A 26,915-nucleotide genomic window follows, 5' to 3' on the forward strand; every position below is an offset into this window, starting at 1 on the left:
GCTCAGCCGGACTGGCCGAGCCGCTCCAGGACGAGCTCGCGGACCCGCCCGGCGTCCGCCTGCCCGCGCATCTCCTTCATCACCGCGCCGATCAGAGCACCGGCGGCGGCCACCTTGCCCGCCCGGATCTTGTCGGCGACGTCGGGGTTGGCGCTGATCGCCCGGTCGACGGCTGCCCCGAGGGCGCCGTCGTCGCTGACCACCTCGAGCCCGCGGGCGGCGACCACCTGCTCGGGGTCGCCCTCACCGGCCAGCACCCCGTCGAGGACCTGGCGGGCGAGCTTGTCGTTGATCCGGCCGGTGTCGACGAGCCGTTGCAGCTCGGCGACCTGCGCGGGGGTGATGCCGAGGTCCGCCAGGTCGACGCCGTCCTCCTTGGCCCGTCGGGCGACCGGACCGCTCCACCACTTGCGGGCGGCGGCGGGGCTGGCCCCCGCCGCCACGGTGGCCTCGATCAGCGGCACCGCACCGGCGTTGAGGACGTCGCGCATCTCCAGGTCGGAGAACCCCCACTGCGCCTGCAGCCGGCGCCGGTGCTGCGCCGGCGGCTCCGGCAGGGTGCCGCGCAGCTCCTCCACCCAGGCCGGGTCGGGGGCGACGGGCACGAGGTCGGGCTCGGGGAAGTAGCGGTAGTCCTCGGCGGTCTCCTTGCTGCGCCCCGGCGTGGTCAGCCCGGTGTCCTCGTGCCAGTGCCGGGTCTCCTGGTGCACCCGGCCTCCCGCGGCGAGCACCGCCGCCTGCCGGCCGATCTCGTAGCGGACGGCCCGCTCGACCGAGCGCAGCGAGTTGACGTTCTTCGTCTCGGTGCGGGTGCCCAGCGGGGCCTGCGGACTCTCCCGCAGGGAGAGGTTGACGTCGCAGCGCAGCGACCCCTGCTCCATCCGGACGTCGGACACCCCGAGCGCCCGCAGCAGGTCCCGCAGGGTGGCGACGTACGCGCGGGCGACCTCCGGGGCCCGTGACCCGGTGCCCTCGACCGGCTTGGTGACGATCTCGATCAGCGGCACGCCGGCCCGGTTGTAGTCGAGCAGCGAGTACTCCGCGCCGTGGATGCGGCCGGTGCCGCCGCCGACGTGCAGGGACTTGCCGGTGTCCTCCTCCATGTGGGCGCGCTCGATCTCGACCCGCACCACCTCGGGTGCGGCGTCGCTGCCCTCGGGGGCCGGCACCTCGACGTCGAGCCAGCCGCCGGTGGCGATCGGCTCGTCGTACTGGGAGACCTGGTAGTTCTTCGGCATGTCCGGGTAGAAGTAGTTCTTGCGCGCAAACCGGCACCACGAGGCGATGTCGCAGTTGAGCGCCAGCCCGATCCGGATGGCCGACTCCACGGCGGCGGCGTTGAGCACCGGCAGCGCCCCGGGCAGACCGAGGCAGGTGGGGCAGACCTGGGTGTTCGGTTCGGCGCCGAACTCCGTCGGGCACCCGCAGAACATCTTCGTCGCGGTGCTGAGCTCGACGTGGACCTCCAGGCCCAGCACCGGGTCGAAGCGTTCCATCGCCTCCTCGAACCCCATCGGGGTCACCGTCTCGGTGCTCACGCCGTCACCTCCGGGGCCCGGTCGAGCAGGCGGCCGCCCCAGCGCTCGGTGAGCATGGCCTCCAGGGCGGCGCCGACGTGGTAGAGCCGGTCGTCGGCGCGGGCCGGGGCGAGCAGCTGGACGCCGGCGGGCAGGTCGTCCTCGGCGAGCCCGCTGGGCAGGCTCATCCCGGGCACGCCGGCGAGGTTGGCGGGGATCGTCGCGATGTCGTTGAGGTACATGGCCAGCGGGTCCTCCAGCTTCTCCCCCAGCCGGAACGCGACCGTCGGCGCCGTGGGGGACACCAGGACGTCGGCACGCTCGAACGCGGCGGCGAAGTCGCGCTGGATGAGTGTGCGGACCTTCTGCGCGCTGCCGTAGTAGGCGTCGTAATAGCCCGCGGACAGGGCGTAGGTGCCGAGGATGATCCGGCGCTTCACCTCCTCGCCGAACCCGACGGCGCGGGTCGCGGCCATCACCTGGGCCGCGGTGGGGGCGCCGACCCCGTCGGGCAGCACCCGCAGGCCGTAGCGCATCGCGTCGAACTTGGCGAGGTTGCTGCTCGCCTCGCTCGGCAGGATGAGGTAGTACGCGGCGAGCGCGGACGCGAAGCTCGGGCACGACACCTCGACGATCTCGGCGCCGGCGCCGGCGAGCAGGTCGACGGCCTCGTGGAAGCGGGCGCGCACCTCGGGGGCGTACCCGTCACCGTCGAGCTCCCGGACCAGACCGACGCGCAGACCGTGCAGCCCGTCGCCGGACGCGCCCCGGCGGGCGGCCTCCACCAGGGCGGGGACGTCGTCCGGCAGGGACGTCGAGTCCAGCGGGTCGTGCCCGCCGATGGTCTCGTGCAGCAGGGCCGCGTCGAGCACCGACCGGGTGACCGGACCGGCCTGGTCAAGGCTGGAGGCCAGGGCGACGAGGCCGTAGCGGGACACGCCGCCGTAGGTCGGCTTGACCCCGACCGTGCCGGTGACGGCACCGGGCTGACGGATGGACCCGCCGGTGTCGGTGCCGATGGCCAGCGGGGCCTCGAAGGCCGCGACGGCCGCGGCGGACCCGCCGCCGGACCCGCCCGGGATCCGGTCGGTGTCCCACGGGTTGCGGGTGGGCCCGAACGCGGAGTGCTCGGTGCTCGACCCCATCGCGAACTCGTCCATGTTCGTCTTGCCGAGGACGACGAGGCCGCCGTCGGCGAGCCGGCGCACCACGGTGGCGTCGTAGGGCGGCACCCAGCCCTCGAGCATCCGGGAGCCGCAGGTCGTCGGCATGCCGGTAGTGACCAGGACGTCCTTGACGGCGACCGGGACGCCCGCCAGCGGGCCGAGCGGCTCGCCCGCGGCCCGCCGCCGGTCGACGTCCCGAGCGGCGGCCAGCGCCCGGTCGGCGGCCACGTGGAGGAAGGCGTGGACGACGCCGTCGACGGCCTCGATCCGGTCCAGGTGGGCCCTGGTCACCTCCTGCGAGCTGACCTCCCCGGCGGCGAGCCGGCCGGCGAGGTCGGCGGCGTCCAGGCGGGTGAGGTCGGTCACTGCTCCTCCTCGAGGATCCGCGGCACCCGGAACCGCTGCTGCTCGCTGTCCGGCGCGCCGGAGAGGGCCTGCTCGGCGGTGAGCGAGGGCCGGACCTCGTCGGGGCGGGTGACGTTGGTCAGCGGCAGCGGGTGGGAGGTGGCCGGCACGTCCTCACCGGCCACCGTGGACACGGTGGCGACGGCGTCGACGATGGCGTCGAGCTGGCCGGCGAGCCGGTCCAGCTCGTCGTCGGTGAGGTCGATCCGCGCCAGGTGAGCGAGGTGCGCGACCTCGCTGCGGGAGATGGCGGACATGGGGACGGACTCTACCGACCGGCCAGGCCGGCCCCGTCCCCCGTCTGGCCCGGCACGGGCTGCGGGCGATCCCTGGGGTCGCCGACCTGGCGGGCACCGTGGCGGTCCCCGGCTCGTTCACGCACCCACGCGGTCGCTGCCGGCGCGGGCAGCGACCGGGCGATGTGCCACCCCTGAGCGGTGTCGCAGCCCATCGCCGCCAGCGCCGACCAGGTGGCGGCGTCCTCGACCCCCTCGGCGACGACGACGAGATCGAGCTCGTGGGCGAGGTCGATGACGGCGCGCACGATGGCGGCGTCGCTGCGGGACCGGGCGACCTGGGCGACGAAGGACCGGTCCAGCTTGACCTCGGCGACCGGCAGCCGGCGCAGCAGCACGAGGGAGGACCAGCCGGTGCCGAAGTCGTCCAGCGAGACCCGCACGCCGAGCCCGCTGAGCTCCTCGAGAGTGGCCTGGACGCGCAGCATGTCCTCGGCGAGGACCCGCTCGGTGATCTCCAGCGTGAGCATCGGCCCGAGCACGCCGTAGCGGACCAGCCGTTCGGCCACCCCGACGGCGAACCGGGCGTCCAGCACGTCGCGCAGCGACACGTTGACCGCGACCGGGACGCGCAGCCCCGCCTGCTGCCACGCCGCGCACTGGGCGAGCGCCTGCTCGAGCACCGACGCGGTGAGCCGCGGCATGAGCCCGGACTGCTCCGCCAGCGGGACGAAGTCGTCCGGCAGCACGAGCACGCCGCCGGTGGTGCGCCAGCGGACCAGTGCCTCGACGCCGTCCGTCGCACCGGTGCGCATGTCGATCTTGGGCTGGTACTCCACGACGAGGTCGCCGGCCTCGATCGCGCGGCGCAGCGACCCGAGCAGACCGACCCGCCCGGTGGCACCGGAGTCCAGCTCCGGGCCGTAGACCCGGATGCCGCCGCCGTCGCGCTTGGCGGCGAACATGGCGGCGTCCGCCCGGGAGAACAGGGCCTCGAAGTCCCCGGCGTGCTGCGGCAGCAGCGCCACCCCGACGCTGCCGCCGAGGTCGACGAGCCGGCCCTCCACCTCGAACGGCCGCTCGAGCTCGGCGACCACCCGCTCGGCCACGCCGAGAGCGTCGTCGACGGAGGTGATCGCCGGGACCAGGACGGCGAACTCGTCGCCGCCCAGCCGCGCGACGACGTCCCCGTCCCGGACGGCGTGCCGCAGCCGCCGGCCGACCTCGACGATCGTCCGGTCACCGGCCTGGTGGCCGAGGACGTCGTTGACCTCCTTGAACCGGTCGAGGTCGACGACGAGCAGGGCGAGCGACTGGTCGCTGCGGGCTGCCAGGTCCATGGCGCTCTCGGCCAGGGTGACGAAGTGCTTGCGGTTGGCGAGCTGGGTGAGGTCGTCGTGGGTGGCGGCGTGCCGGCTCTCCCGCTCGGCGACCGCCTGCCGGTGGATGGCCAGCACGGGCAGCACGCCGAGTGCGGTCAGCGCCGGTGCGTGCTCCATCACGACGGCGACGAGCGGCGCCAGCCCGAGCTGCGCACCGTTGGCGACGAGCTCGAAGTAGAGGATCGACCGCAGGTCGTCGAGCAGGCTGGTGCCGCTCAGCGCGCTGACCGCGAAGGTGACGAGCAGCTCGTTGACGACGAAGTACGCGGCGGCGGCGAGCGCGACCACACCGAGGTCGGACAGGTCCGCCGGGGACCACAGCTCCGTGGGGCGGGCGTCGCGGTCGAACGCCACCAGCACGCCCCAGGCGGCGAGCAGGCTGAGGCTGTACTGGCCGGCGTTGAAGACCCAGCGGTAGGCGGCCTTGCGGGCGAGCACGCCGGAGAGCACCGAGGCGCCCGCGAGCAGGGCGACCGCCGGCAGCAGCCCGGCGAACAGCAGGACGGCGAACGCGAACGTGGTCGACCAGGCCACTCCGCTGGGGTCGACGGTCCGGCTGCCGAGGACGGGCCACAGCTCGCCCCCGACGACGAGCACGACCCCGACCGCCAGCGCGACGGCCGCACCGGTGGGGAACGCCTGGCCGTCGGCGAGCCACCACGGCCCGGCAGTCACCGCCTGCCACGCGACGAGCAGGACGGCCAGGACGGGCACGGTGACGACGTGCACCCAGAACACCGCGGGCCGGGCCGGCGCCGGACGCTCGCGCTCGACGTCCGTCGCGCTCGTCATCGTGCCGTCATCCGCTCCACGTCTCACTTCCCGCGCCGATGCCCTGGTCCACCATCGGCACCGGCGGGCGGTTCTTGAGCCGGTCGGGTGCCCCCTCAGCCCTCGGACCGGCCCGCCACGGCCTCAGGACCGCCCTCGAGCAGAACGCGGAACCCCTCCTCGTCGAGGACGGGCACGCCGAGCTCGGCTGCCTTGTCCGCCTTGCTGCCCGGGGAGTCCCCGACGACGACGAACGACGTCCGCCTCGACACGCTGGACGCGGCGCGGCCCCCGCGGGCCAGGATCGCCTCCTTGGCCTCCTCGCGGGTGAACCCGGCCAGGCTGCCGGTGACGACGACGGTGAGGCCCTCGAGGGTGCGGGGTACCGACTCGTCCCGCTCGTCGGCGGTGCGCACCCCGGCAGCCGCCCAGCGCTCGACGACCTCGCGGTGCCAGTCGACCTGCCACCAGGCGCGGACGGCCTCGGCGATGACGGGTCCCACGCCGTCCACGGCCGCCAGCTCCTCGACGTCCGCGGCGAAGATCCGTTCCAGCGACCCGAAGTGCTGGGCCAGCGCCCGGGCCGCGGTCGGACCGACGTGCCGGATCGACAGCGCCACGAGCACCCGCCACAGGGGCTGGGACCGGGCTCGCTGGAGGTTGTCCAGCAGCCGCCGCCCGTTCGCGGACAGCTGCCCGTCCTTGCGGGTGAACAGCGGGACGCGGCGCAGGTCGTCCTCGGTCAGGTCGAACAGCCCGCCCTCGTCGTCCAGGACGCCGGCCTCGAGCAGGGCGCCGGCCGCCTCCCACCCGAGCGCCTCGATGTCGAACGCCCCGCGGCTGGCGACGTGGAAGAGCCGTTCGCGCAGCTGGGCCGGGCAGGACCGGGTGTTGGGGCAGCGGATGTCCTTGTCGCCCTCGCGCTCGGGGCGCAGCTCGGTGCCGCACGAGGGGCAGTGGGTGGGCATGACGAACTCACGCTCGTCGCCGTCGCGCAGGTCGACGACCGGGCCGACGATCTCGGGGATGACGTCGCCGGCCTTACGGACCACCACGGTGTCCCCGATGAGCAGGCCCTTGCGCCGGACCTCGTCGGCGTTGTGCAGGGTGGCCATCTCGACGGTCGAGCCGGAGACCCGGACCGGTCGCATCACGGCGTACGGGGTGACCCGCCCGGTACGCCCCACGTTGACCCGGATGTCGAGCAGCTCGGTGGTCACCTCCTCGGGGGGGTACTTGTACGCGATCGCCCACCGAGGTGCCCGGCTGGTCGACCCGAGGCGCCGCTGCAGGGCCACCTCGTCGACCTTGACCACGACGCCGTCGATCTCGTGCTCGACCGCGTGCCGGTCCTCGCCGTAGGCGGCGACGATCGCCTGGACCTCCTCGATGGTGTCGACGACACGGGTGTGCGGCGAGGTCGGCAGCCCCCACGAGGCGAGCACCTCGTAGGCCTGTGACTGGCGCTCGACGTGCAGACCGTCGTGCAGCCCGAGGCCGTGGACGAGCATCCGCAGCGGCCGGGATGCGGTGACCCGCGGGTCCTTCTGCCGCAAGGAGCCGGCGGCGGCGTTGCGGGGGTTGGCGAACGGTGGCTTGCCCGCCTCGACGAGCGCTGCGTTGAGGTCGGTGAACGCCTCGACCGGGAAGAACACCTCGCCGCGGACCTCCACCTGCGGGGGGTGCCCGGCGCCGGCCAGCACGTGCGGGACACCGCTGATGGTGCGCACGTTGTTCGTGACGTCCTCGCCGGTGCGGCCGTCCCCGCGGGTGGCGGCCCGGGTGAGCCGGCCCTCCTCGTACAGCAGGTTGACCGCCAGCCCGTCGATCTTCAGCTCGCACAGGTAGTGGACGTCGGCGCCCCCGACCTCCCGCTCGACGCGGGCCGCCCAGGCGAGCAGCTCCTCGGTGGAGAAGGCGTTGTCGAGGCTGAGCATCGGCTCGAGGTGGTCGACGGGGGCGAAGTCGGTGGAGAACGTCCCGCCGACCACCTGCGTGGGCGAGTCGGGCCGGCGCAGACCCGGGTACCGCTCCTCGAGCTCCGCCAGCCGGCGGACGAGCGCGTCGTACTCCCCGTCGCTGATGACCGGTGCGTCCCGGACGTAGTACGCGAACTGGTGGGAGCGGATCTCCTCGGCCAGCTCGGTCCACTCGTGCTGGGCCTCCGGTGGCGGCGCCTCCTGCTCGGTCGCCGGCGGGACGTCGTCCGGGAGATCGGCGGGGCTGCTCTCGCTCACGCGCCCATCCTGCCCGAGCCCACCTCCGCCGGGGTTCGCACACACAGTGGTCGTCAAACCGGGCCGTCAGGGGCCACACCACCGCCACTGGGTGCGCGAACCTCCGGCCGGGGGTCAGGCGGCGGCCTCGGTCAGCGCACCGGCCGCCTCCACCACCCTCGCCAGGACGGCGCGTGCGTGCGCCGGTGAGGACCCCGCCAGCCCGCAGGCCGGCGACAGGACGACGTCCGCCAGGGCGCTGTCCGGCAGCCCCACCCGCGCCCACGGGCGGCGAACGGCGTCCACCACCGCGGTCACCGACGGCAGCGGGCCCGGTGTCGGCACCGCCCCCGCCCACAGCGCCACACCGGACTCGACCGCCACGGCCACCGACTCCCAGGCGCCGTCACCCAGGAGCGAGACGTCCACCGACAGCGCGCCGGCGCCGGCGTCGCGGAGCAGGGCCACCGGCGGCTCGGCCGCACAGCAGTGCACCGCCGTGCCGGCGGCGCCGGCGCCGGTCGCCGCGGACAGCACCGAGCGCAGGGCCTCGGTGGCCTCGGGGCGGTCGACGGCGGGCAGCCGCCCCCACCCGCTGGACGTCGCCAGGTGGCCGGCGAGCACGGCCGGTAGCCCCGGCTCGTCGACCTGGACGACGACCCGGGCACCCGGGACGAGCCGCTGCACCTCCCGTACGTGCTGCGCGACGCCCTCGGCCAGCGACACGGCCAGGTCGCGGCGGGCCCCGGTGTCGCCCAGGACGCGCTCCCCGCGGGCGAGCCGCACCGTGGAGGCCAGCGTCCACGGCCCGCACACCTGCACCTTGAGCTCCCCGGTCCACCCGTCGGCGGCCTCGGCCAGCGCGTCGAGGTCGGCGCGCAGCAGGGCCCGGGCCCGTTCGAGGTCACGCCCCGGCCGGTCGACCAGCCGCCACCCGGTCGGCTGCAGGTCCACCGGCAGCTCGACGAGGAGGGCGGCAGCGCGCCCGGTCATGTCGGCGCCGGGACCGCGTGCGGGCAGCTCGACGAGGTGCGGCAGGTGGCCGGCGCCGAGCTCACCGAGCACCGTGCGAGCGGCCTCCAGCGGGTCGGCCCCGGGCCAGGAGCCGATGCCGGTGGCGCGGGTCACCGGTCGCGCCCCGCCGCCTCGACGGTGGCGCTGCCGACGACGCGGTCGCCGTCGTACAGGGCGGCCGTCTGCCCGGGGGCGACCCCGCGCACCGGCCGGTGCAGGGCGACCACGAGCCGCTCGCCGGCCTCGGTGACGGTGCCCGGCACCTCCTCCCCGTGCGCGCGGACCTGCACGCCGACGACGGCACCGGGCTCGGCCGGTGGGCCGCACCAGACCGGCCCGGTGCCGGTGACCCGGTCGACGCCGAGGTCCTCGGCCGAGCCGACCGTGATGGTGTTCGTGGCCACCGAGACGTCGAGCACGTAGCGGGGCCGGCCGTCCGGCGCGGGCGTGCCGAGCCGGAGTCCGCGCCGCTGGCCGACGGTGTGCCCGGCGGCGCCGTCGTGGCTGCCGACGACCTGCCCGGCGGTGTCCACGACGGGGCCGGGACGTTGCGGCGGCAGCCGGCGAGCCAGCCAGCCGCGGGTGTCGCCGTCCGGGACGAAGCAGATGTCGTGGCTGTCCGGCTTCCCGGCCACGGCGAGCCCGCGCTCAGCCGCCTCGGCGCGGACGGCGGCCTTGTCCACCGCGTCCCCGAGCGGGAACAGCGCGTGGGCCAGCCGGGCGGCGGGCACCACTGACAGCACGTACGACTGGTCCTTGACGCGGTCGGCCGCCCGGTGCAGGGCGGGCCGGCCGTCCGGGCCCGGCGCGATCCGGGCGTAGTGCCCGGTGGCGACGGCGTCGAAGCCGAGCGCCAGGGCGCGGTCGAGCAGCGCGGAGAACTTGATCCGCTGGTTGCACAGCAGGCACGGGTTGGGTGTGCGACCGGCCGCGTACTCGGCGGTGAAGACGTCGACGACGTCGGTCGCGAACCGCGCGGACAGGTCCCAGACGTAGAACGGGACGCCGAGGACGTCGGCGGCGCGCCGGGCGTCGTGGGCGTCCTCGACCGTGCAGCAGCCGCGAGCGCCGGTCCGCTCCCCCGCCGGCTCCCGGGACAGGGCCAGGTGGACGCCGACGACGTCGTGGCCGGCGTCGACCGCGCGGGCCGCGGCGACGGCCGAGTCGACCCCGCCGCTCATCGCGGCAAGGACCCTCACGACGCCACCCGGGGCGCGGCCGCGGCCAGCCCGGCTGAACGGGCCCGCTGCACCACCGGCCCGATGGCCTCGAGCACCGCGTCGACGTCCTGCTCGGTCGAGGCCGCGCCGAGGGTCAGCCGCAGCGCGCCCGAGGCGGTCTGCTCGTCCAGGCCCATGGCGAGCAGCACGTGGCTCGGCCGGGCGACCCCGGCCTGGCAGGCGGACCCGGTCGAGCACTCCACGCCACGGGCGTCGAGCAGGTAGAGCAGCGAGTCCCCCTCGCAGCCGGGCACGGTGATGTGCACGTTGCCAGGAAGCCGTCCGGCCGGGTCCGGGTCGCCGCGCAGGACGACGTCCGGCACCGCCTCGAGCAACCCGGCGACGAGACGGTCGCGCAGAGCGGCCACCCGTGCGGCGGTCTGCGGGCGGCGGCGCACCGCGGTGTCCGCGGCCACCGCGAAGCCCCGGAAGGAGGCGGCGGCCAGCGTGCCCGAGCGCACCCCGCGCTCCTGGCCACCGCCGTGCAGCAGCGGGACCACCCCGACGCCGCGGCGCAGCAGCAGGGCCCCGGCTCCGACCGGACCACCGAGCTTGTGCGCCGAGACGGTGAGCGCGTCCAGCCCGCTGGCGGTGAAGTCGACCGGCAGCGCCCCGACCGCCTGGACGGCGTCGGAGTGCACCGGGACGCCGTACTCGGCCGCGGCGGCGACGACGTCGGCGACCGGCTGGACCGTGCCGACCTCGTTGTTCGCCCACATCACCGTCACCAGGGCGACGGACCCGGGGTCGGCAGCCAGCTCGGCGCGCAGGGCGTCGACGTCCACCCGGCCGACCGTGTCGACGGGCAGCAGGACGACGTCGGCGTCCTCGTGGACGGCGAGCCACTCCAGCGCGTCGAGGACGGCGTGGTGCTCCACCGCCGAGGCGAGCACGCGGCGCCGGCGCGGGTCGGCGTCCCGGCGGGCCCAGAACAGCCCCTTGACCGCGAGGTTGTCGGCCTCGGTGCCACTGGCGGTCAGGACGACCTCGCCCGGGCGGGCACCGAGCGCGGCCGCGAGCAGCTCCCGGGACTCCTCGACCACCCGGCGGGCACGCCGGCCGGAGGTGTGCAGCGACGAGGCGTTGCCCACAGCGGTGAGCTCGGCCGTCATCGCTGCCACCGCCTCCGGCAGCATCGGCGTGGTCGCCGCGTGGTCGAGGTAGGCCGTCACGACCGAGGAGTCTAGGTCGGCTCGGCGACGCGCCGGGTCTCAGCCCTTGCGGCGGAGGATCTCCTCGGTGGCCTGTGGCAGCACGGTGAACAGGTCACCGACGACGCCGAAGTCGACGAGCTCGAAGATCGGCGCCTCCTCGTCCTTGTTGACCGCGACGATGGTCTTCGAGGTCTGCATCCCGGCCCGGTGCTGGATCGCCCCGGAGATGCCCGCGGCGACGTACAGCTGCGGCGACACGGTCTTGCCGGTCTGCCCGACCTGGTTCGCGTGCGGGTACCAGCCGGCGTCCACAGCGGCGCGGGAGGCACCGACCGCCGCCCCGAGCGCGTCGGCGAAGGCCTCCACGGGGCCGAAGTCGCCGTTCGTGCCCCGCCCGCCGGAGACGACGATGGCCGCCTCGGTGAGCTCGGGGCGGCCGCTCTTCTCCCGCGGCCTGCGCTCGGTCACCCGGGCGGTCCTGGCCGCCTCGGACACGGTCGGCGTGACGTCGACCCGCTCGGCGGCAGCCGGGGCCGGCTCGGGGGTCGTCGAGTTCGGCTTGACGGTGATGATCGGGGTGCCGGTGGTGACGGTGGCCTCCACCGTGTAGGAGCCGGCGAACACCGACTGGGTGGTGCGCAGCCCGCCGTCCGCCTGGACGTCGACCGCGTCGGTGATCAGGCCGCTGCCGGTCTTGATGGACAGCCGGGCCGCGACCTCCTTGGCCTCGGCGTTGGAGGGCAGCAGCACCGCAGCCGGGGAGGTCTGCTCGACGAGCTGGGCGAGCACCTCCGCCGTGGGCGCGACGAGGTAGTCGGTGACGTCGCCGGAGGGCACGACGTACACCTTCGCGGCGCCGTACTCGGCGAGCGAGGGCTGGGCGGCGTCGAAGCCGTCACCGATGAGCACGGCAGCGGGCTCGCCGATCCGGCGGGCGATGGTGAGCAGCTCGTGAGTGGTCTTGCGGACGGCGCCGTCGACGTGGTCGACGAGCACGAGGACCTCGGTCATCTGAGGTTCTCCTCCTTCGTGGCGTGGACGACGCCGGTCAGACGAACTTGCGGGAGACGAGGAACTCGGCGAGCTTCACGCCGCCGTCGCCCTCGTCGGTGACGACCTCGCCCTGGGTCCTCGGGGGACGAGCGGTGAAGGACTCGACCTTCGTCCAGGCGGCGGCCAGCCCGACCTGGGAGGGGTCGAGGCCGAGGTCGGCGAGCGACCAGGTCTCGACCGGCTTCTTCTTCGCCGCCATGATCCCCTTGAACGAGGGGTATCGGGGCTCGTTGATCTGGTCGGTGACGCTGACCACCGCAGGCAGGCTCGCCTCGACGACCTGCGTCGAGGCGTCCCCGTCCCGCCGGATGGTCACGGTGCCGTCGCCGACGGTCAGCTCCGAGGCGTAGGTGACCTGCGGCAGACCGAGCCGCTCGGCGAGCATCGCGGGCACGACGCCCATCGTGCCGTCGGTGGACGCCATGCCGGTGAGGACGAGGTCGACCGGGCCGCTCTCGCCGATCTTGCGGACGGCCTGGGCGAGGACGAGGGAGGTCGCCGGGGCGTCCGAGCCGTGCAGGGCGTCGTCGAGGACGTGGACGCCGGAGTCGGCGCCCATCTGCAGGGACTTGCGGACGGCGTCGGCGGCGTCCGCCGGGCCCATGGTCAGGACCACGACCTCGGCCTCTGCGGACTCCTTGAGCTTGAGCGCCTCCTCGACGGCGTACTCGTCGAGCTCGGACAGCAGTCCGTCGACCGCAGTGCGGTCGGTGGTGTTGTCGCTGGCGTTGAACGTGCGCTCGCCCTGGGCGTCAGGGACGTGCTTGACCAAGACGACGATCTTCATGGCCGTGGGCCGACCTCCTGTGCTCGCGTCGTCGGCGGTGCGCCGACGCGGGACCGGGCGGTCCCGTGGACCCGGGTCAGGGTGCCAGATCGGAACCGTCCCGGGAATGTGACGGTGCTCTCGAGACCCGTCCTTTCCGACCCATCGTTACTTACGAGTAGCCTCCGGCTCAACCGGTGCCGGCGTGACCCTTCCCACTCCGCCCGGGCCGCAGCGGAGTGCTCGCCGCCGGAGGTCACCGCCCCTCGAAGCGGGCCTTGCCGGGCCCCTCCTCGACGAACGACCTCATGCCGGTGTCCTTGTCGGCAGTGGCGAACAGGCCGGTGAACTGCATCCGCTCGATCGCCAGCCCGGTGTCCAGGTCGACCTCGAGTCCCCGGTCGACGGCCTCCTTGGCTGCTCGCAGGGCGAACGAGGCGGCCCCGACGTACCTCTCGACGCCCTGCCGGGCGGCGGTGTAGACCTCGTCGTCCGGGACGACGCGGTCGACCAGACCGATCCGCAGCGCCTCGTCGGCCGTCACGTGCCGGCCGGAGAAGATCAGGTCCTTGGCCCGCGAGGGGCCGACGAGCCGCGGCAGGCGCTGGGTGCCGCCGGCGCCGGGGATGATGCCGAGCAGGATCTCCGGCTGGCCGAGGCGGGCGGACTCGCCGGCCACCCGCATGTCGCAGCACAGCGCCAGCTCGCAGCCGCCGCCGAGGGCGTAGCCGGTCACCGCCGCCACGGTGGGCTTCGGGATCCGCGCGACGGCGGTGAACGCGGACTGCAGCGCCGTGGAGCGCTCGACCATGTCGGTGTACGACATCGCCTGCATCTCCTTGATGTCCGCTCCGGCGGCGAACACCTTCTCGCCCCCGTAGACGACGACGGCGGCGACGTCGCGCCGCTCGGCGGCCTCCGTCGCGGCGGCCCGCAGCTCCTCCTGGACCTGAGAGTTCAGCGCGTTCATCGGCGGTCGGTCCAGCCGGATGGTGCCGATACCGCCGTCGACCTCGAGCCTGACGTACTCGCCCAACGGTGCCTCCAGTTCGTCGCAGGGGTGCTGGTCGGAGCAGGGATGGTGGTCGGAGCAGGGATGGTGGTCGGAGCAGGGATGGTGGCCGGGCCTCAGGCCCGGGGGTCGTCGCCCCCGGGCGACCCGCCGGGGTCCTGGGGACCGGAGCCGGTGTCACCGGGGGCGGTGCCGCCGGCGGCGACGTGCCAGGTCTTGACCGCCTGGAAGATCCCGGCGAACGCTCCCTGGAGCAGCTGGCGCAGCGGCGCCGGCTGCGGGACGACGAGGTCGACGGCGACGAGCAGGACGTCGTCGTGGACGGTCGCCTTGACGAGGTTGCTCCGCGCGGTGAGGTCGTTCGCGGCGCGCAGCCGGGTCAGCGGGTCTGCCGGTACCGACTCCCCGATCCGCCACTGCCCGAACACCCGCATGAGCGGGAGCGGTTTGTCGGCGCAGCGGACGAACAGCTTCTGCTGCTGGACGGTGACCGACACGTCGCCCTGGGCGTCCACGTTCGGCTGCTGGCCGAGGTCGATGAGCGCGTCGAGCACCCGGCCTCGCAGCGGGTGCTCGCTCTCCGGCGGGGGAAAGTTCGGCAGCGCGGTGGGATCGCTCACCGGTCCACCGTAGCCGCGGCCGGGCACGGCCCGGGACCGGCCCTGGGGCAGACTTGCGCGCCGTGGAACGCTCCGGTCCCTGGCCGCTCGGCCTGCACCTGCGGGACGGTGGCGCGCACGTCGCCGTCCACGCCCCGCACGCCGACGCCGTCGAGGTGGCCCTGCTCGACGACAGTCCCGGAGGCGGTCTCACCGAGCGCCGGCTGCCGCTGCGGCGGCGCACTCACGGCGTGTGGCACGACGTGCTCCCGGGCGTCGCCGAGGGCCAGCGGTACGGCCTGCGGGTGCACGGCCCGTGGGACCCGGGCGCGGGGCACCGGTTCAACCCCGCCAAGCTCGTCCTGGACCCGTACACCCGGGCGGTGACCGGTCAGGTGCGCTGGGGGCCGGAGGTGTTCGGCCAGCAGGTCGACCCGGTCACCTGGGCGCCGCGGCCGGGCGACGTGCGGGACGAGCGGGACTCCGCCGGGCACGTGCCGCACGGGGTCGTCGTCCGGGCGCCGGTGGCGGACCCGGCCGAGCGGCCGCGCGTGCCGTGGGCCGACACGGTCGTCTACGAGGCGCACGTGCGCGGCCTGACCATGCGACACCCGGACGTCCCGGAGGAGCTGCGCGGCAGCTACGCGGCGCTAGCGCACCCGGCGGTGGTGGGCCACCTCCTCGACCTGGGTGTCACCACGCTCGAGCTGCTGCCGGTCCACGCGATCGCCGACGAGCCGGCGCTGGTCCGGCGGGGGCTGCGCAACTACTGGGGGTACAACACCCTGGCGTTCTTCGCCCCCGAACCGCGGTACGCCAGCGCGGCGGCGCGGGCGGCGGGCCCGCAGGCGGTGCTCGACGAGCTGCGCGACGCGGTCCGCGCCCTGCACGCCGCCGGGCTGGAGGTGCTGCTCGACGTCGTCTACAACCACACCGCCGAGGGAGGTCCGCACGGCCCGGTGCTGAGCCTCAAGGGCGTCGACCACGCCGCGCACTACCTGCTCGACGGCTCGGGCGGCGCGGTCGACGTCACCGGCTGCGGCAACACCCTCGACTTCACCAGCGCGCGGGTCGTCCAGCTGACCCTGGACTCGCTGCGCTACTGGGTGCAGGCGTTCGGCGTGGACGGGTTCCGGTTCGACCTGGCCACGACGCTGGCACGCGGGCGCAACGGCTTCGACCCGGACCACCCCTTTCTCGTCGCGGCCCGCGCCGACCCGGTGCTCGCCGACGTCAAGCTCGTCGCCGAGCCGTGGGACGTCGGGCCGCACGGGTGGCGGACCGGGCAGTTCCCGCCGCCGTTCGCCGAGTGGAACGACCGGTTCCGGGACGGGGTGCGCACCTTCTGGCTGGCCGACCCGGCGCGCCTGGAGCGCGGGCACGGCCCGGGCCACGGCGTCCGCGAGCTCGCCACCCGGGTCGCCGGCTCGGCGGACCTGTTCACCGCCGGCGACCGGGGACCGCACGCCTCGGTGAACTACGTCACCGCGCACGACGGCTTCACCCTGGCCGACCTCACCGCCTACGAGCACAAGCACAACGAGGCCAACGGCGAGGGGAACCGCGACGGCCACCCCGACAACCGCAGCTGGAACCACGGGACCGAGGGCTGGGCACCGCCGGGGCCCGACGGCGACGTCATCGAGGACGTCCGGCGGCGCTCGGCGCGCAACCTGCTCGGCACCCTGCTGCTGTCCGCCGGGGTGCCGATGCTCACCGCCGGCGACGAGATCGGCCGCACCCAGCTCGGCAACAACAACGCGTACTGCCTGGACGACGCGACGACGTGGCTCGACTGGGCGGCGGTGCCGGGCAGCTGGCGGGAGGACCTGCTCGCCACCGTCCGCGAGCTGCTGCGGCTGCGCCGCGAGCACGCCGTCCTGCGCCGGGACACCTTCTGGGCGGGCCGGCCGGTGCACCCCGACGGCACCCGGGACCTGGCCTGGTTCGGGCCGGACGCGACCCCGATCGACCACGCCCGGTGGCACGACCCGGGCCTGCGCACCCTGCAGGCCTACCTGGACGGCGAGGGACCGGGCACCTCGCTGCTGCTGGTCCTGCACGGGGACCTGGACGACGGGCCGGTGCTGCTGCCGGGCCCGCCGTGGGCACGGGCCTGGCAGCTGCTGTGGGACAGCGCCTGGCGCAGCCCCCGGGACGCCGGGCAGGACGGCGAGACGCAGGCCGGCGGGACCTCGGTGCCGGTGACGGCGTTGTCGATGCGGCTCTACCGCACCGCTGGCTGAGCCGGGCAGCGCGCCCCGCCCCGGTCAGGCGTTCGCGACCAGACCGGTCTCGGCGACGCTGGCGAGGTGCTCGTGCCGGGGCACGACCCGCACGGTGTACCCGAAGGGGCCGGTCCGGCGCAGGGTGACGTCGCCGGCGAAGTGGTGCCGCCCCGCCTCGTAGGCCTCGACGTGCGCGAGCGTCTCGGTGCGCACGTCCGTCAGCTCGTCGTTCTCGCTGACCCGGCCGTGGACCACCTGGACGGCGACGTCCCGGGGGTCGAGGTCGCCGAGCGAGACGTAGGCGTTGACGTGCAGCACCTCACCCACCTGCGGGGAGTCGCCCAGCCCGGAGGACTCGACGTGGTCGACGCGGACGCCGTGCCAGCCCGCGCGCAGCCGCCGCTTCCAGGCGGCGAGCTCGGCGGCGCCGGCGTACCGCGGGCCGTTGAGCGACCGCTGGGCGTGCGCGGCCGGCAGGTAGAGCTGCCGGACGTAGTCGGAGACCATCCTCGTGGCGAGCACCTTGGGGCCCAGGCTGGCCAGGGTGTGCCGGACCATCTCCAGCCAGCGCCGCGGCAGCCCGTCGGCGTCCCGGTCGTAGAACCGGGGGGCGATCTGGGACTCGATGAGCTCGTACAGGGCCGCGGACTCCAGGTCGTCACGGTGGTCCGGGTCCTCCACCCCGTCGGCGGTCGGGATCGCCCACCCGTTCTCGCCGTCGAACCACTCGTCCCACCACCCGTCGCGGATGGACAGGTTCAGGCACCCGTTGAGGGCGGCCTTCATCCCCGAGGTGCCGCACGCCTCGAGCGGTCGCAGCGGGTTGTTGAGCCAGACGTCGCAGCCCGGGTAGAGGGTCTGCGCCATCTCGATGTCGTAGTTCGGCAGGAACACGATCCGGTGGCGCACCTCGGGGTCGTCGGCGAACCGCACCATCTGCTGGATGAGCCGCTTGCCCTGCTCGTCAGCGGGGTGCGACTTGCCGGCGATGACGATCTGGACGGGCCGCTCCGGGTCGAGCAGGAGCGAGCGCAGCCGCTGCGGGTCGCGCAGCATGAGGGTGAGCCGCTTGTAGGTCGGGACCCGGCGGGCGAAGCCGATGGTCAGCACGTCGGGGTCCAGGACGTCGTCCACCCACCCGAGCTCGGCGTCCGTGGCCCCGCGCTCCCGCCAGGAGGCCCGCACCCGCCGGCGGGCGTCACGGACCAGCTGCTCGCGCATCTCTCGGCGGGCGTTCCAGATGGCGGCAGCGGGGACGGAGTCGACGTGCTCGAACGAGCGCGACCCGGGCGGGCCACCGACGTGCTCGGCTGCCAGCTCGTAGACCCGGCGGTCCACCCAGGTCGGGGCGTGCACGCCGTTGGTGATCGCGGTGATCGGCACCTCGGAGTGGTCGAACCCCGGCCACAGACCGTTGAACATCGCCCGGCTGACGTGGCCGTGCAGCTGGGAGACGCCGTTGGCGCGCTGGGCCAGCCGCAGACCCATCACCGCCATGTTGAACACCGTCGGGTCGCCGCCCGCGTAGTCCTCCGCGCCGAGTGCCAGCACCCGCTCGACCGGGACGCCGGCCAGGACGTCGGAGTCGCCGAGGTACAGCTGGACCTGGTCCCGGCCGAACCGGTCGATCCCGGCGGGCACCGGGGTGTGGGTGGTGAACACGGTGGCGGCCCGGACCGCCTCGAGCGCCGCGTCGAACTCGAGGCCAGCGGCGACGAGCTCGCGGATCCGCTCCAGGCCGAGGAAGCCGGCGTGGCCCTCGTTGGTGTGGTACACCTCCGGGGCCGGGGCGCCGGACAGCCGCGACCACAGCCGCAGCGCGCGGACCCCGCCGATGCCGAGCAGCATCTCCTGCTGAAGCCGGTGCTCCCCGCCGCCGCCGTAGAGCCGGTCGGTGACCGTGCGGGCGGCCTCGTCGTTGGACGGGACGTCGGAGTCGAGCAGCAGCAGCGGGACCCGTCCGACGTCGGCCTTCCACACGTGCGCGGTCAGCTCACGGCCGCCGGGCAGCTCGACGGTGACCGAGGCGGGCGTGCCGTCCGCGTCCCGCAGCAGGGTCAGCGGGAGCCCGTCGGGGTCGGTGACCGGGTAGGTCTCGGTCTGCCACCCGTCGCGGGTCAGCGCCTGCTTGAAGTAGCCGCTCTTGTACAGCAGGCCGACCCCGACGACGGGGACGCCGAGGTCCGAGGCGCTCTTGAGGTGGTCCCCGGCCAGGATGCCGAGGCCGCCGGAGTACTGCGGCAGGACGGAGGTGATGCCGTACTCCGGGGAGAAGTAGGCGATGGCCGCCGGCGGGGAGCCCTCCAGCCCCTGGTACCACATCGGCTCGGTCAGGTACCGGTGCAGGTCCGCGGCGGCGTCCTGGACGCGGGCGACGAACGCGTCGTCGGCGGCGAGCTCCTCGAGCCGCTCCGGCGGCAGGTCACCGAGAAGGGCCACCGGGTCCCGGTGCACGGCCTCCCAGCGGGCCGGGTCGATGGCGGCGAAGAGGTCCCGGGTCGGCTGGTGCCACGACCACCGCAGGTTGAGGGCCAGCTCGCCGAGCGCCTCGACGGGCTGGGGCAGGACGGTGCGGACGGTGAACCGGCGGATCGCTCTCACGGGCGGTCAGGGTACGCGCCCGCGGTCGCTCGCAGACCACCCCGGTGCCGTCTCCTTGCTTCGACCGCAAAATCTTTCACCCCCTGGTGGCGGCCGGCGCACCGGCGTACCGGCGCGGCGGTGCCGTGCGGGTGCCGGTGCCCGCCCCGTCTCGGTAGGTTTCCGCGGGTGAGCGACACACGCACCCCACGCCGGTCCCACCGGAGCGAGGTCACCGCTCCCGCACCCCCTCACCCGGCGACCGGCACCCGCGTCGGCCGGATCCCCGTCCTGGACGTCGGCCCGAGCGTGGACTGCGGCCGCTGGCCGGCCCGCTGCGTCGTCGGCGAGGCCGTGCCGGTGACCGCGACGGTCTTCCGCGAGGGGCACGACGCCGTCGCCGCGACCGCCGTGCTGCTGCGGCCCGACGGCTCGGAGCACACCCGGGTGCGGATGCAGCCGACCGAGCCCGGCACCGACCGGTGGCGGGCCTGGGTCGTCCCGGACGCCGAGGGCGAGTGGACCTTCCGGGTCGAGGGCTGGGACGACCCGTACGGCACCTGGGAGCACGACGCAGTGATCAAGGTCGCCGCGGACGTCGACACCGAACTCATGCTCACCGAGGGCGCGCTGCTGCTCGAGCGCGCCGCCACCCAGGAGGGCCGCGACGCCGAGGGAGCGGCGGTGCTGCGGGCGGCGGTGGCGGGCCTGCGGGACACCGACCGGCCGGCCCAGGCCCGGCTCGCCGCCGGCACCTCCCCCGAGGTGCACGCCGCGCTGACCCGGCTGCCGGTGCGCAACCACGTCACCCAGAGCGAGCCGCTCGGCCTGCGGGTGCAGCGGGAGCGGGCGCTCGTCGGCTCCTGGTACGAGATCTTCCCGCGCTCGCACGGCGCGCAGCGCGACCCGACCACCGGCGAGTGGCACTCGGGGACCCTGCGCACCGCGGCCGAGGCGCTGCCCCGGATCGCCGGGATGGGTTTCGACGTCGTCTACCTCACCCCGGTGCACCCGATCGGGACCACGAACCGCAAGGGCCGCAACAACGCGCTGACCGCGCAGCCGGGCGACCCCGGCTCCCCCTACGCGATCGGCTCGCCGGACGGTGGCCACGACGCCATCGAGCCGACCCTCGGCACGTTCGAGGACTTCGACGCCTTCGTCGCCCGGGCCCGCGAGCTCGGCCTCGAGGTGGCCCTCGACCTCGCCCTGCAGTGCTCCCCCGACCACCCCTGGGTGCGCGAGCACCCCGAGTGGTTCACCACCCGCGCCGACGGGTCGATCGCCTACGCCGAGAACCCGCCGAAGAAGTACCAGGACATCTACCCGCTGAACTTCGACAACGACCCCCGCGGCATCTACGAGGAGGTGCTGCGCGTCGTCCTGCTGTGGGTGTCCCACGGGGTGACGCTGTTCCGCGTCGACAACCCGCACACCAAACCGGTCGAGTTCTGGGAGTGGCTCATCGCCGAGGTGACCGCCCGGCACCCCGAGGTCGTGTTCCTGTCCGAGGCGTTCACCCGGCCGGCGATGATGCGCACCTTGGCCAAGGTCGGCTTCCACCAGTCGTACACCTACTTCGCCTGGCGGCACTCCAAGCAGGAGCTCGGCGACTACCTCCTCGAGCTGTCCGAGGAGACCGCCGACTACCTGCGACCGAGCTTCTGGCCCACGACGCACGACATCCTCACCCCGTACATGCAGTACGGCGGACCGGGCGCCTTCCGGCTGCGCGCGGTGCTCGCCGCGACCATGGTCCCCACCTGGGGGATCTACTCCGGCTACGAGCTGGTCGAGAACGTCGCCCGGCCCGGCGCCGAGGAGCAGATTGACAACGAGAAGTACGAGCTGCGGCCCCGGGACTGGCAGGGTGCGCTGGAGCGGGGCAGCAGCCTGGAGCCGTTGCTCACCCGGCTCAACGCCATCCGCCGGGCCCACCCGGCGCTGCAGCGGCTGCGGGGGGCGGTCGTGCACCGCACCGACGACGACGCCGTCCTGGCCTACTCCCGCCGGGTGCCGGCCGACCAGTCCCCCACCGGCGTCGAGGACGTCGTCGTCACCGTCGTCCTGCTCGACCCGCACTCCACCCGGGAGACGATGCTGCACCTGGACATGCCCGCGCTCGGACTGGACTGGCACGACACCTTCGTCGCCCACGACCTGCTGGGCGAGCACACCTGGAGCTGGGGCGAGCACGTGTTCATCCGCCTCGACCCGGAGAACCCTGCGCACGTCGTCCACGTCAGGAGGGCCTGAGCGTGGAGGGGCTCAACGTCACCGCGCCCGGTCTGCGACACGACCCCCACTGGTACAAGAAGGCAGTCTTCTACGAGGTGCTCGTCCGCGGGTTCGCCGACTCCAACGGGTCCGGCTCCGGGGACTTCACCGGCCTGATCGGCAAGCTGGACTACCTGCAGTGGCTCGGCGTCGACTGCTTGTGGCTGCCACCGTTCTACGCCTCCCCGCTGCGGGACGGCGGCTACGACATCAGCGACTACTGCGCCGTGCTGCCGGAGTTCGGCACCCTGCCCGACTTCACCGAGCTCGTCTCCCAGGCGCACGCCCGCGGGCTGCGGGTCATCACCGACCTGGTGATGAACCACACCTCCGACCAGCACCCCTGGTTCCAGGCCAGCCGCAGCGACCCGGACGGGCCGTACGGTGACTTCTACGTGTGGAGCGACACCGACCAGCGGTACTCCGACGCCCGGATCATCTTCGTCGACACCGAGACGTCGAACTGGACGTTCGACCCGGTCCGCCGGCAGTACTACTGGCACCGGTTCTTCAGCCACCAGCCCGACCTCAACTTCGAGAACCCGGACGTCGTGGAGGCGGTGTTCGACGTCGTCCGGTTCTGGCTGGACCTGGGGATCGACGGCTTCCGGCTGGACGCCGTGCCGTACCTGTTCGAGCAGGAGGGCACGAACTGCGAGAACCTGCCCCGCACCCACCGGCTGCTGCAGGACCTGCGGGCGATGGTGGACCGGGAGTACCCCGGGCGGGTGCTGCTCGCCGAGGCCAACCAGTGGCCCAGGGACGTCGTGGAGTACTTCGGCTCCGAGGAGGAGCCGGAGTGCCACATGTGCTTCCACTTCCCGGTGATGCCGCGGATCTTCTACGCCATGCGCGACCAGAAGGCCGCGCCGATCCTCGACATCCTCGCCGACACCCCGCGGATCCCTCGCAGCGGCCAGTGGGGCACGTTCCTGCGCAACCACGACGAGCTCACCCTGGAGATGGTCACCACCGAGGAGCGGGCGGCGATGTACGGCTGGTACGCGCCGGACCCCCGGATGCGCGCGAACATCGGCATCCGCCGCCGGCTGGCGCCGCTGCTGGACGGCTCGCGCGCCGAGATCGAGCTCATCAACGCGCTGCTGCTCTCCCTGCCCGGCAGCCCGTGCCTCTACTACGGCGACGAGATCGGCATGGGGGACAACATCTGGCTGCCGGACCGGGACGCCTCGCGCACCCCGATGCAGTGGACCCCGGACCGCAACGCGGGATTCTCCACGGCCGACCCGGGCAAGCTGTACCTGCCGGTCGTGCAGTCGCTCGTCTACCACTACAACAACGTCAACGTCGAGGCGCAGCTGGCGACGTCGTCGTCGCTGCTGCACTGGGTCCGCGGCATGCTCGCCGTCCGCCGGCGGCACCCGGTGTTCGGCCTCGGTGACTTCGCCGCGGTCCCGGCGGACAACGAGGCCGTGCTCGCCTACCTGCGGGTCCACCGGCCGGCCGAGGGCGAGGACGGCGAGGCCGAGACCGTGCTGTGCGTCAACAACCTGTCGAGCACACCGCAGGCGACGACCCTGCAGCTGCCCGACCACGCCGGCGCCCAGCTCGAGGACCTCTTCGGCGGGGCCGGCTTCCCCAAGGTGGGCGACGACGGGAGGCTGCCGATGACGCTGGGGTCCCGGGACTTCTTCTGGCTGCGGGTGACGACGTGACCGGCGACGCCGCCCCTGGTGGCGACGGCGCCGTGCCCGACCCGCCGGTCGAGGACCTGGACCGGCTGCTGCACCGGTGGATGCCCGCTCAGCGCTGGTACCCGGCCAAGGGACGCGGCGTGGCGCTGCGCCGGGCCGGCACGCTGGCGCTGCCGTCCCCCGACCCGGACGCGGTCGTGGAGACGGTGGTCGTCGAGCTGGACTCCGGCGACCGCCGGGACGTCGTCCAGGTGCCGCTGACGTTCCGTTCCCGTCCGCTGGACGGCGCCGGGCCGGCGCTGCTGGGCCGCACCGACCGCCTCGGGACCGGCCCGGCCTGGGTCTACGACGGACCGCACGACCCCGCGTTCGTCGACGCCCTGCTCGGCGCGCTGGAGCCGGCACCCGGTCGTACCGGCTGGCAGGGCAGCGCGGTCTCGCGGGTGCTGTCCGGGGAGCAGTCGAACACGAGCATCATCGTCGGGGACACCCCCCTGGACGACGGCCGGCCGGCGGACCCGCTCATCGTCAAGGTGTTCCGCACCCTGCACCCCGGGGCCAACCCGGACGTCGAGGTGCTCGCCGCCCTGGCCGCGCAGGGGACCCGGCACGTGCCCGGCCTGGTCGGCTGGCTGGAGGGCCGGTGGACGGCGGGGGACGGCACCGAGCAGTCCGGGCACCTGGCGGTGGCCACCGAGTTCCTCCCCGGCAGCCAGGACGCCTGGCGCGAGGCCACCGCGGCGGTCGAGCAGGGGCGGGACTTCACCGTCGAGGCGCGCGGCCTGGGCGAGGCCACGGCCGAGGTCCACCTGGCCCTGGCCGAGGCGTTCGGCACCACCGAGGCCGACGAGGAGGTCCGCGCCACGCTCCTCGCCGGGCTGCGCGACCGGATCGCCTGGGCGCAGCGCTCCAGCGACGCCCTCGGCGCGTGGGCGGAGCAGCTCCGCGCGCACCGGGACCGCCTGGACCTGCTCACCGACCTGCCGCCGCTGCAGCGGGTCCACGGCGACTACCACCTCGGCCAGGTCCTGCACGCGCCAGGCCGCGGGTGGGTGCTGCTGGACTTCGAGGGGGAGCCGCTGCGTCCGCTCGAGGAGCGGACCCGCCCGGACCTGGCGCTGCGCGACGTCGCCGGGATGCTGCGGTCCTTCGACTACGCCGCCCGGCACGTCACCGTCGGGCGGGACGACCCGGGGGCCGAGGCGGCCGCCGACGCGTGGGCGGACGCCGCCCGGGACGCGTTCTGCGACGGCTACGCCGCCCGGGCAGGCCGTGACCCGCGGGAGCACGAGGACCTGCTCGCGGCGCTCGAGCTGGACAAGGCCCTGTACGAGGTGGTCTACGAGAGCCGCAACCGGCCGGCGTGGGTCGACGTCCCCCTGCACGCGGTGCGCCGGCTGCTCGGCTGAGCACTCCCTTTGCCGCCGGTGCCCGGGACCGACAGACTGACAGGCATGGCTGACGACCCCCGCTCCGCCACTCCCACGCCCACGCCGCGGCCGGTCGCCGTCGAGGAGCTGCACCGCGTCGCCTCGGGCTCGCACTGGATGCCGCACTCGGTGCTCGGCGCGCACGTGCACGAGGGTGCGGTGACGGTGCGGACGCTGCGCCCGCTGGCGGAGTCCGTCACCGTCGTGACCGACGCCGGGCGCACCCCGCTGCGGCACGAGGCCGAGGGCGTGTGGGTCGGTGTGCTCGGCGTCCCCGAGGTGCCCGACTACCGGCTCGAGGTGGTCTACGCCGGCCACGACCCGCAGCTCGTGGACGACCCGTACCGGTTCCTGCCGACGCTCGGCGAGGTCGACCTCCACCTCATCGGGGAGGGCCGGCACGAGCAGCTGTGGACCGTGCTCGGGGCCCACGTGCGCCACTACTCCGGGCCGCTCGGCGAGGTCACCGGCACGTCGTTCGCGGTGTGGGCACCCAACGCGCAGGCCGTCCGCGTGGTCGGCGACTTCAACCACTGGGACGGGCGCTCGCACGCGATGCGCTCGCTGGGCTCGACCGGGGTGTGGGAGATCTTCGTCCCGGGCACCGGCGCGGGCACCCGGTACAAGTACGAGCTGCTCGGCCGCGACGGCCAGTGGCGGCAGAAGGCCGACCCGGTGGCCCAGGGCACCGAGGTCCCGCCGTCCACCGCCTCCGTCGTCGTGGAGAGCCACTACGAGTGGCAGGACGCCGAGTGGATGGACCGGCGCGCCCGCACCGACCCGCACACCGGACCGATGAGCGTCTACGAGGTGCACCTCGGGTCGTGGCGGGTCGGCCTGGGCTACCGCGAGCTCGCCGACCAGCTCGTCGACTACGTCGTCGACACCGGCTTCACGCACGTCGAGCTCATGCCCGTCGCCGAGCACCCCTTCGGCGGGTCGTGGGGCTACCAGGTGACCGGCTACTACGCCCCGACGGCGCGGTTCGGGCACCCGGACGACTTCCGGTACCTCGTCGACCGGCTGCACCAGGCCGGGATCGGCGTGATCATGGACTGGGTGCCCGCGCACTTCCCCAAGGACTCCTTCGCGCTCGCGCGCTTCGACGGCGAGCCGCTGTACGAGTACCCCGACCCGCGCAAGGGAGAGCACCCGGACTGGGGCACGCTGGTCTTCGACTACGGGCGCAAGGAGGTCCGCAACTTCCTCGTCGCCAACGCCCTGTACTGGCTGGAGGAGTTCCACGTCGACGGGCTGCGGGTGGACGCGGTCGCCTCGATGCTCTACCTCGACTACTCCCGCCAGGACGGGCAGTGGGTGCCGAACCGGTACGGGGGCCGGGAGCACCTGGAGGCGATCGAGTTCCTCCAGGAGGTCAACGCCACCGCCTACAAGCGCGTCCCGGGCATCGTCACCGTCGCCGAGGAGTCCACCGCCTGGCCGGGCGTCACCCGGCCCACCCACGTGGGCGGCCTGGGCTTCGGGCTGAAGTGGAACATGGGCTGGATGCACGACTCCCTCGGCTACGTCGCCGAGGACCCGGTGCACCGGCAGTACCACCACCACCGGATGACGTTCTCGCTCATGTACGCGTTCAGCGAGAACTTCGTCCTGCCGATCAGCCACGACGAGGTCGTGCACGGCAAGGGCTCGCTGCTGCGCAAGATGCCGGGCGACCGCTGGCAGCAGCTGGCGAACCTGCGCGCCTACCTCGCGTTCATGTGGGCGCACCCCGGCAAGCAGCTGCTGTTCATGGGCGCGGAGTTCGGGCAGGAGGCCGAGTGGTCGGAGTCCCGCAGCCTGGACTGGTGGCTGCTCGACCAGCCGCTGCACGCCGGCGCGCACGCCATGGTGCGGGACATGAACCGGCTGTACCGGCAGACCCCGGCCCTGTGGGGGCTGGACTTCGACCCGGCCGGCTTCGAGTGGATCGACGCCAACGACACGACCCACAACGTGTTCTCGTTCGTCCGCCGCGACCGGGAGGGCGACGAGCTCGTCTGCGTGGTGAACTTCGCCGGCGTCCCGCACGAGGGCTACCGGGTGGGCATGCCCGCTGCCGGCGCCTGGGACGAGGTGCTCAACACCGACGCCGAAGGGTACGGCGGCTCGGGGGTCGGCAACCTGGGCCGGGTCCAGGCCGAGGAGACGCCGTGGCACGGGATGGCCGCCTCGGCCACGCTGCGGGTACCCCCGCTCGGCGCGCTGTGGCTGCGCCGGGCCAGGGACTGAGC

At 74.2% G+C, this 26,915-nt stretch carries 18 protein-coding genes; 5 read left to right on the top strand and 13 right to left on the bottom strand.

The genetic code is table 11. The features are described from left to right. Positions 1–2: 2 nt before the first annotated feature. From gatB to ACFP6A_RS07320, 12 genes are all read right to left on the bottom strand, one after another. Positions 3–1,514 carry an Asp-tRNA(Asn)/Glu-tRNA(Gln) amidotransferase subunit GatB gene (gatB, locus tag ACFP6A_RS07265; RefSeq protein ID WP_379602912.1) on the bottom strand — a complete coding sequence of 504 codons (1,512 nt, stop codon included), beginning with the start codon at positions 1,512–1,514 and terminating at the stop codon, positions 3–5. A 20-nt stretch (positions 1,515–1,534) separates the two neighbouring features. Further along, positions 1,535–3,049, bottom strand: coding sequence for an Asp-tRNA(Asn)/Glu-tRNA(Gln) amidotransferase subunit GatA (gene gatA / locus ACFP6A_RS07270; protein ID WP_379602725.1), 1,515 nt, complete (start codon positions 3,047–3,049; stop codon positions 1,535–1,537). Continuing rightward, complete coding sequence (gene gatC / locus ACFP6A_RS07275) at positions 3,046–3,345, bottom strand: Asp-tRNA(Asn)/Glu-tRNA(Gln) amidotransferase subunit GatC (RefSeq protein WP_379602727.1); 300 nt, start codon at positions 3,343–3,345, stop codon at positions 3,046–3,048. Before gatC ends, gatA begins: the two co-directional genes overlap by 4 nt. A gap of 11 nt (positions 3,346–3,356) precedes the next feature. Next, positions 3,357–5,498 carry a putative bifunctional diguanylate cyclase/phosphodiesterase gene (locus ACFP6A_RS07280; protein WP_379602729.1) on the bottom strand — a complete coding sequence of 714 codons (2,142 nt, stop codon included), beginning with the start codon at positions 5,496–5,498 and terminating at the stop codon, positions 3,357–3,359. A gap of 95 nt (positions 5,499–5,593) precedes the next feature. Further along, a complete protein-coding gene (gene ligA, locus ACFP6A_RS07285; RefSeq protein WP_379602731.1) occupies positions 5,594–7,714 on the bottom strand; it encodes an NAD-dependent DNA ligase LigA in 2,121 nt (706 codons plus the stop codon). A gap of 114 nt (positions 7,715–7,828) precedes the next feature. After that, complete coding sequence (locus tag ACFP6A_RS07290) at positions 7,829–8,821, bottom strand: methionine synthase (RefSeq protein ID WP_379602733.1); 993 nt, start codon at positions 8,819–8,821, stop codon at positions 7,829–7,831. Next, entirely contained in the window at positions 8,818–9,906 is a 1,089-nt protein-coding gene (gene mnmA, locus ACFP6A_RS07295) for a tRNA 2-thiouridine(34) synthase MnmA (RefSeq protein ID WP_379602735.1), read from the bottom strand. Before mnmA ends, ACFP6A_RS07290 begins: the two co-directional genes overlap by 4 nt. Further along, the gene (locus tag ACFP6A_RS07300) at positions 9,903–11,099 is read right to left on the bottom strand and encodes a cysteine desulfurase family protein (protein ID WP_379602737.1); all 1,197 of its coding nucleotides are present in this window, start codon (positions 11,097–11,099) and stop codon (positions 9,903–9,905) included. The genes mnmA and ACFP6A_RS07300 overlap by 4 nt, the downstream gene beginning before the upstream one ends. Before the next feature lie 39 nt (positions 11,100–11,138). Continuing rightward, positions 11,139–12,092 (bottom strand): electron transfer flavoprotein subunit alpha/FixB family protein, encoded by a 954-nt coding sequence (locus ACFP6A_RS07305; protein WP_379602739.1) that lies wholly within the window; start codon positions 12,090–12,092, stop codon positions 11,139–11,141. Positions 12,093–12,129: 37 nt separating this feature from the next. Next, positions 12,130–12,921: an electron transfer flavoprotein subunit beta/FixA family protein gene (locus tag ACFP6A_RS07310; RefSeq protein ID WP_379602741.1), complete on the bottom strand. Its 792-nt coding sequence runs from the start codon at positions 12,919–12,921 to the stop codon at positions 12,130–12,132. A gap of 235 nt (positions 12,922–13,156) precedes the next feature. Next, positions 13,157–13,936 carry an enoyl-CoA hydratase/isomerase family protein gene (locus tag ACFP6A_RS07315; RefSeq protein ID WP_379602743.1) on the bottom strand — a complete coding sequence of 260 codons (780 nt, stop codon included), beginning with the start codon at positions 13,934–13,936 and terminating at the stop codon, positions 13,157–13,159. A 92-nt stretch (positions 13,937–14,028) separates the two neighbouring features. Next, positions 14,029–14,532, bottom strand: coding sequence for a hypothetical protein (locus ACFP6A_RS07320; RefSeq protein WP_379602745.1), 504 nt, complete (start codon positions 14,530–14,532; stop codon positions 14,029–14,031). A gap of 62 nt (positions 14,533–14,594) precedes the next feature. Here ACFP6A_RS07320 and glgX point away from each other — a divergent pair, with 62 nt between their 5' ends. Beyond that, entirely contained in the window at positions 14,595–16,757 is a 2,163-nt protein-coding gene (gene glgX, locus ACFP6A_RS07325) for a glycogen debranching protein GlgX (protein ID WP_379602747.1), read from the top strand. A gap of 24 nt (positions 16,758–16,781) precedes the next feature. On the opposite strand, the gene glgP is transcribed toward glgX, so the two are convergent. Next, positions 16,782–19,340, bottom strand: a complete 2,559-nt coding sequence (gene glgP, locus ACFP6A_RS07330; protein WP_379602749.1) for an alpha-glucan family phosphorylase — start codon at positions 19,338–19,340, stop codon at positions 16,782–16,784. 168 nt (positions 19,341–19,508) lie between these two features. Between glgP and ACFP6A_RS07335 the strand changes: the two genes are divergently transcribed. The 4 genes from ACFP6A_RS07335 to glgB are packed head-to-tail and all read left to right on the top strand — an operon-like array spanning position 19,509 to position 26,913. Beyond that, positions 19,509–21,575 (top strand): alpha-1,4-glucan--maltose-1-phosphate maltosyltransferase, encoded by a 2,067-nt coding sequence (locus ACFP6A_RS07335; protein WP_379602751.1) that lies wholly within the window; start codon positions 19,509–19,511, stop codon positions 21,573–21,575. 2 nt (positions 21,576–21,577) lie between these two features. After that, positions 21,578–23,272 carry a maltose alpha-D-glucosyltransferase gene (gene treS / locus ACFP6A_RS07340; protein ID WP_379602753.1) on the top strand — a complete coding sequence of 565 codons (1,695 nt, stop codon included), beginning with the start codon at positions 21,578–21,580 and terminating at the stop codon, positions 23,270–23,272. Further along, a complete protein-coding gene (locus ACFP6A_RS07345) occupies positions 23,269–24,660 on the top strand; it encodes an aminoglycoside phosphotransferase (RefSeq protein WP_379602755.1) in 1,392 nt (463 codons plus the stop codon). The genes treS and ACFP6A_RS07345 overlap by 4 nt, the downstream gene beginning before the upstream one ends. Before the next feature lie 45 nt (positions 24,661–24,705). Then, positions 24,706–26,913 carry a 1,4-alpha-glucan branching protein GlgB gene (glgB, locus tag ACFP6A_RS07350; RefSeq protein ID WP_379602757.1) on the top strand — a complete coding sequence of 736 codons (2,208 nt, stop codon included), beginning with the start codon at positions 24,706–24,708 and terminating at the stop codon, positions 26,911–26,913. Positions 26,914–26,915 lie beyond the last annotated feature (2 nt).

This window comes from Quadrisphaera sp. GCM10027208, from assembly GCF_042658805.1.
Taxonomy (GTDB): domain Bacteria; phylum Actinomycetota; class Actinomycetes; order Actinomycetales; family SCSIO-59966; genus SCSIO-59966.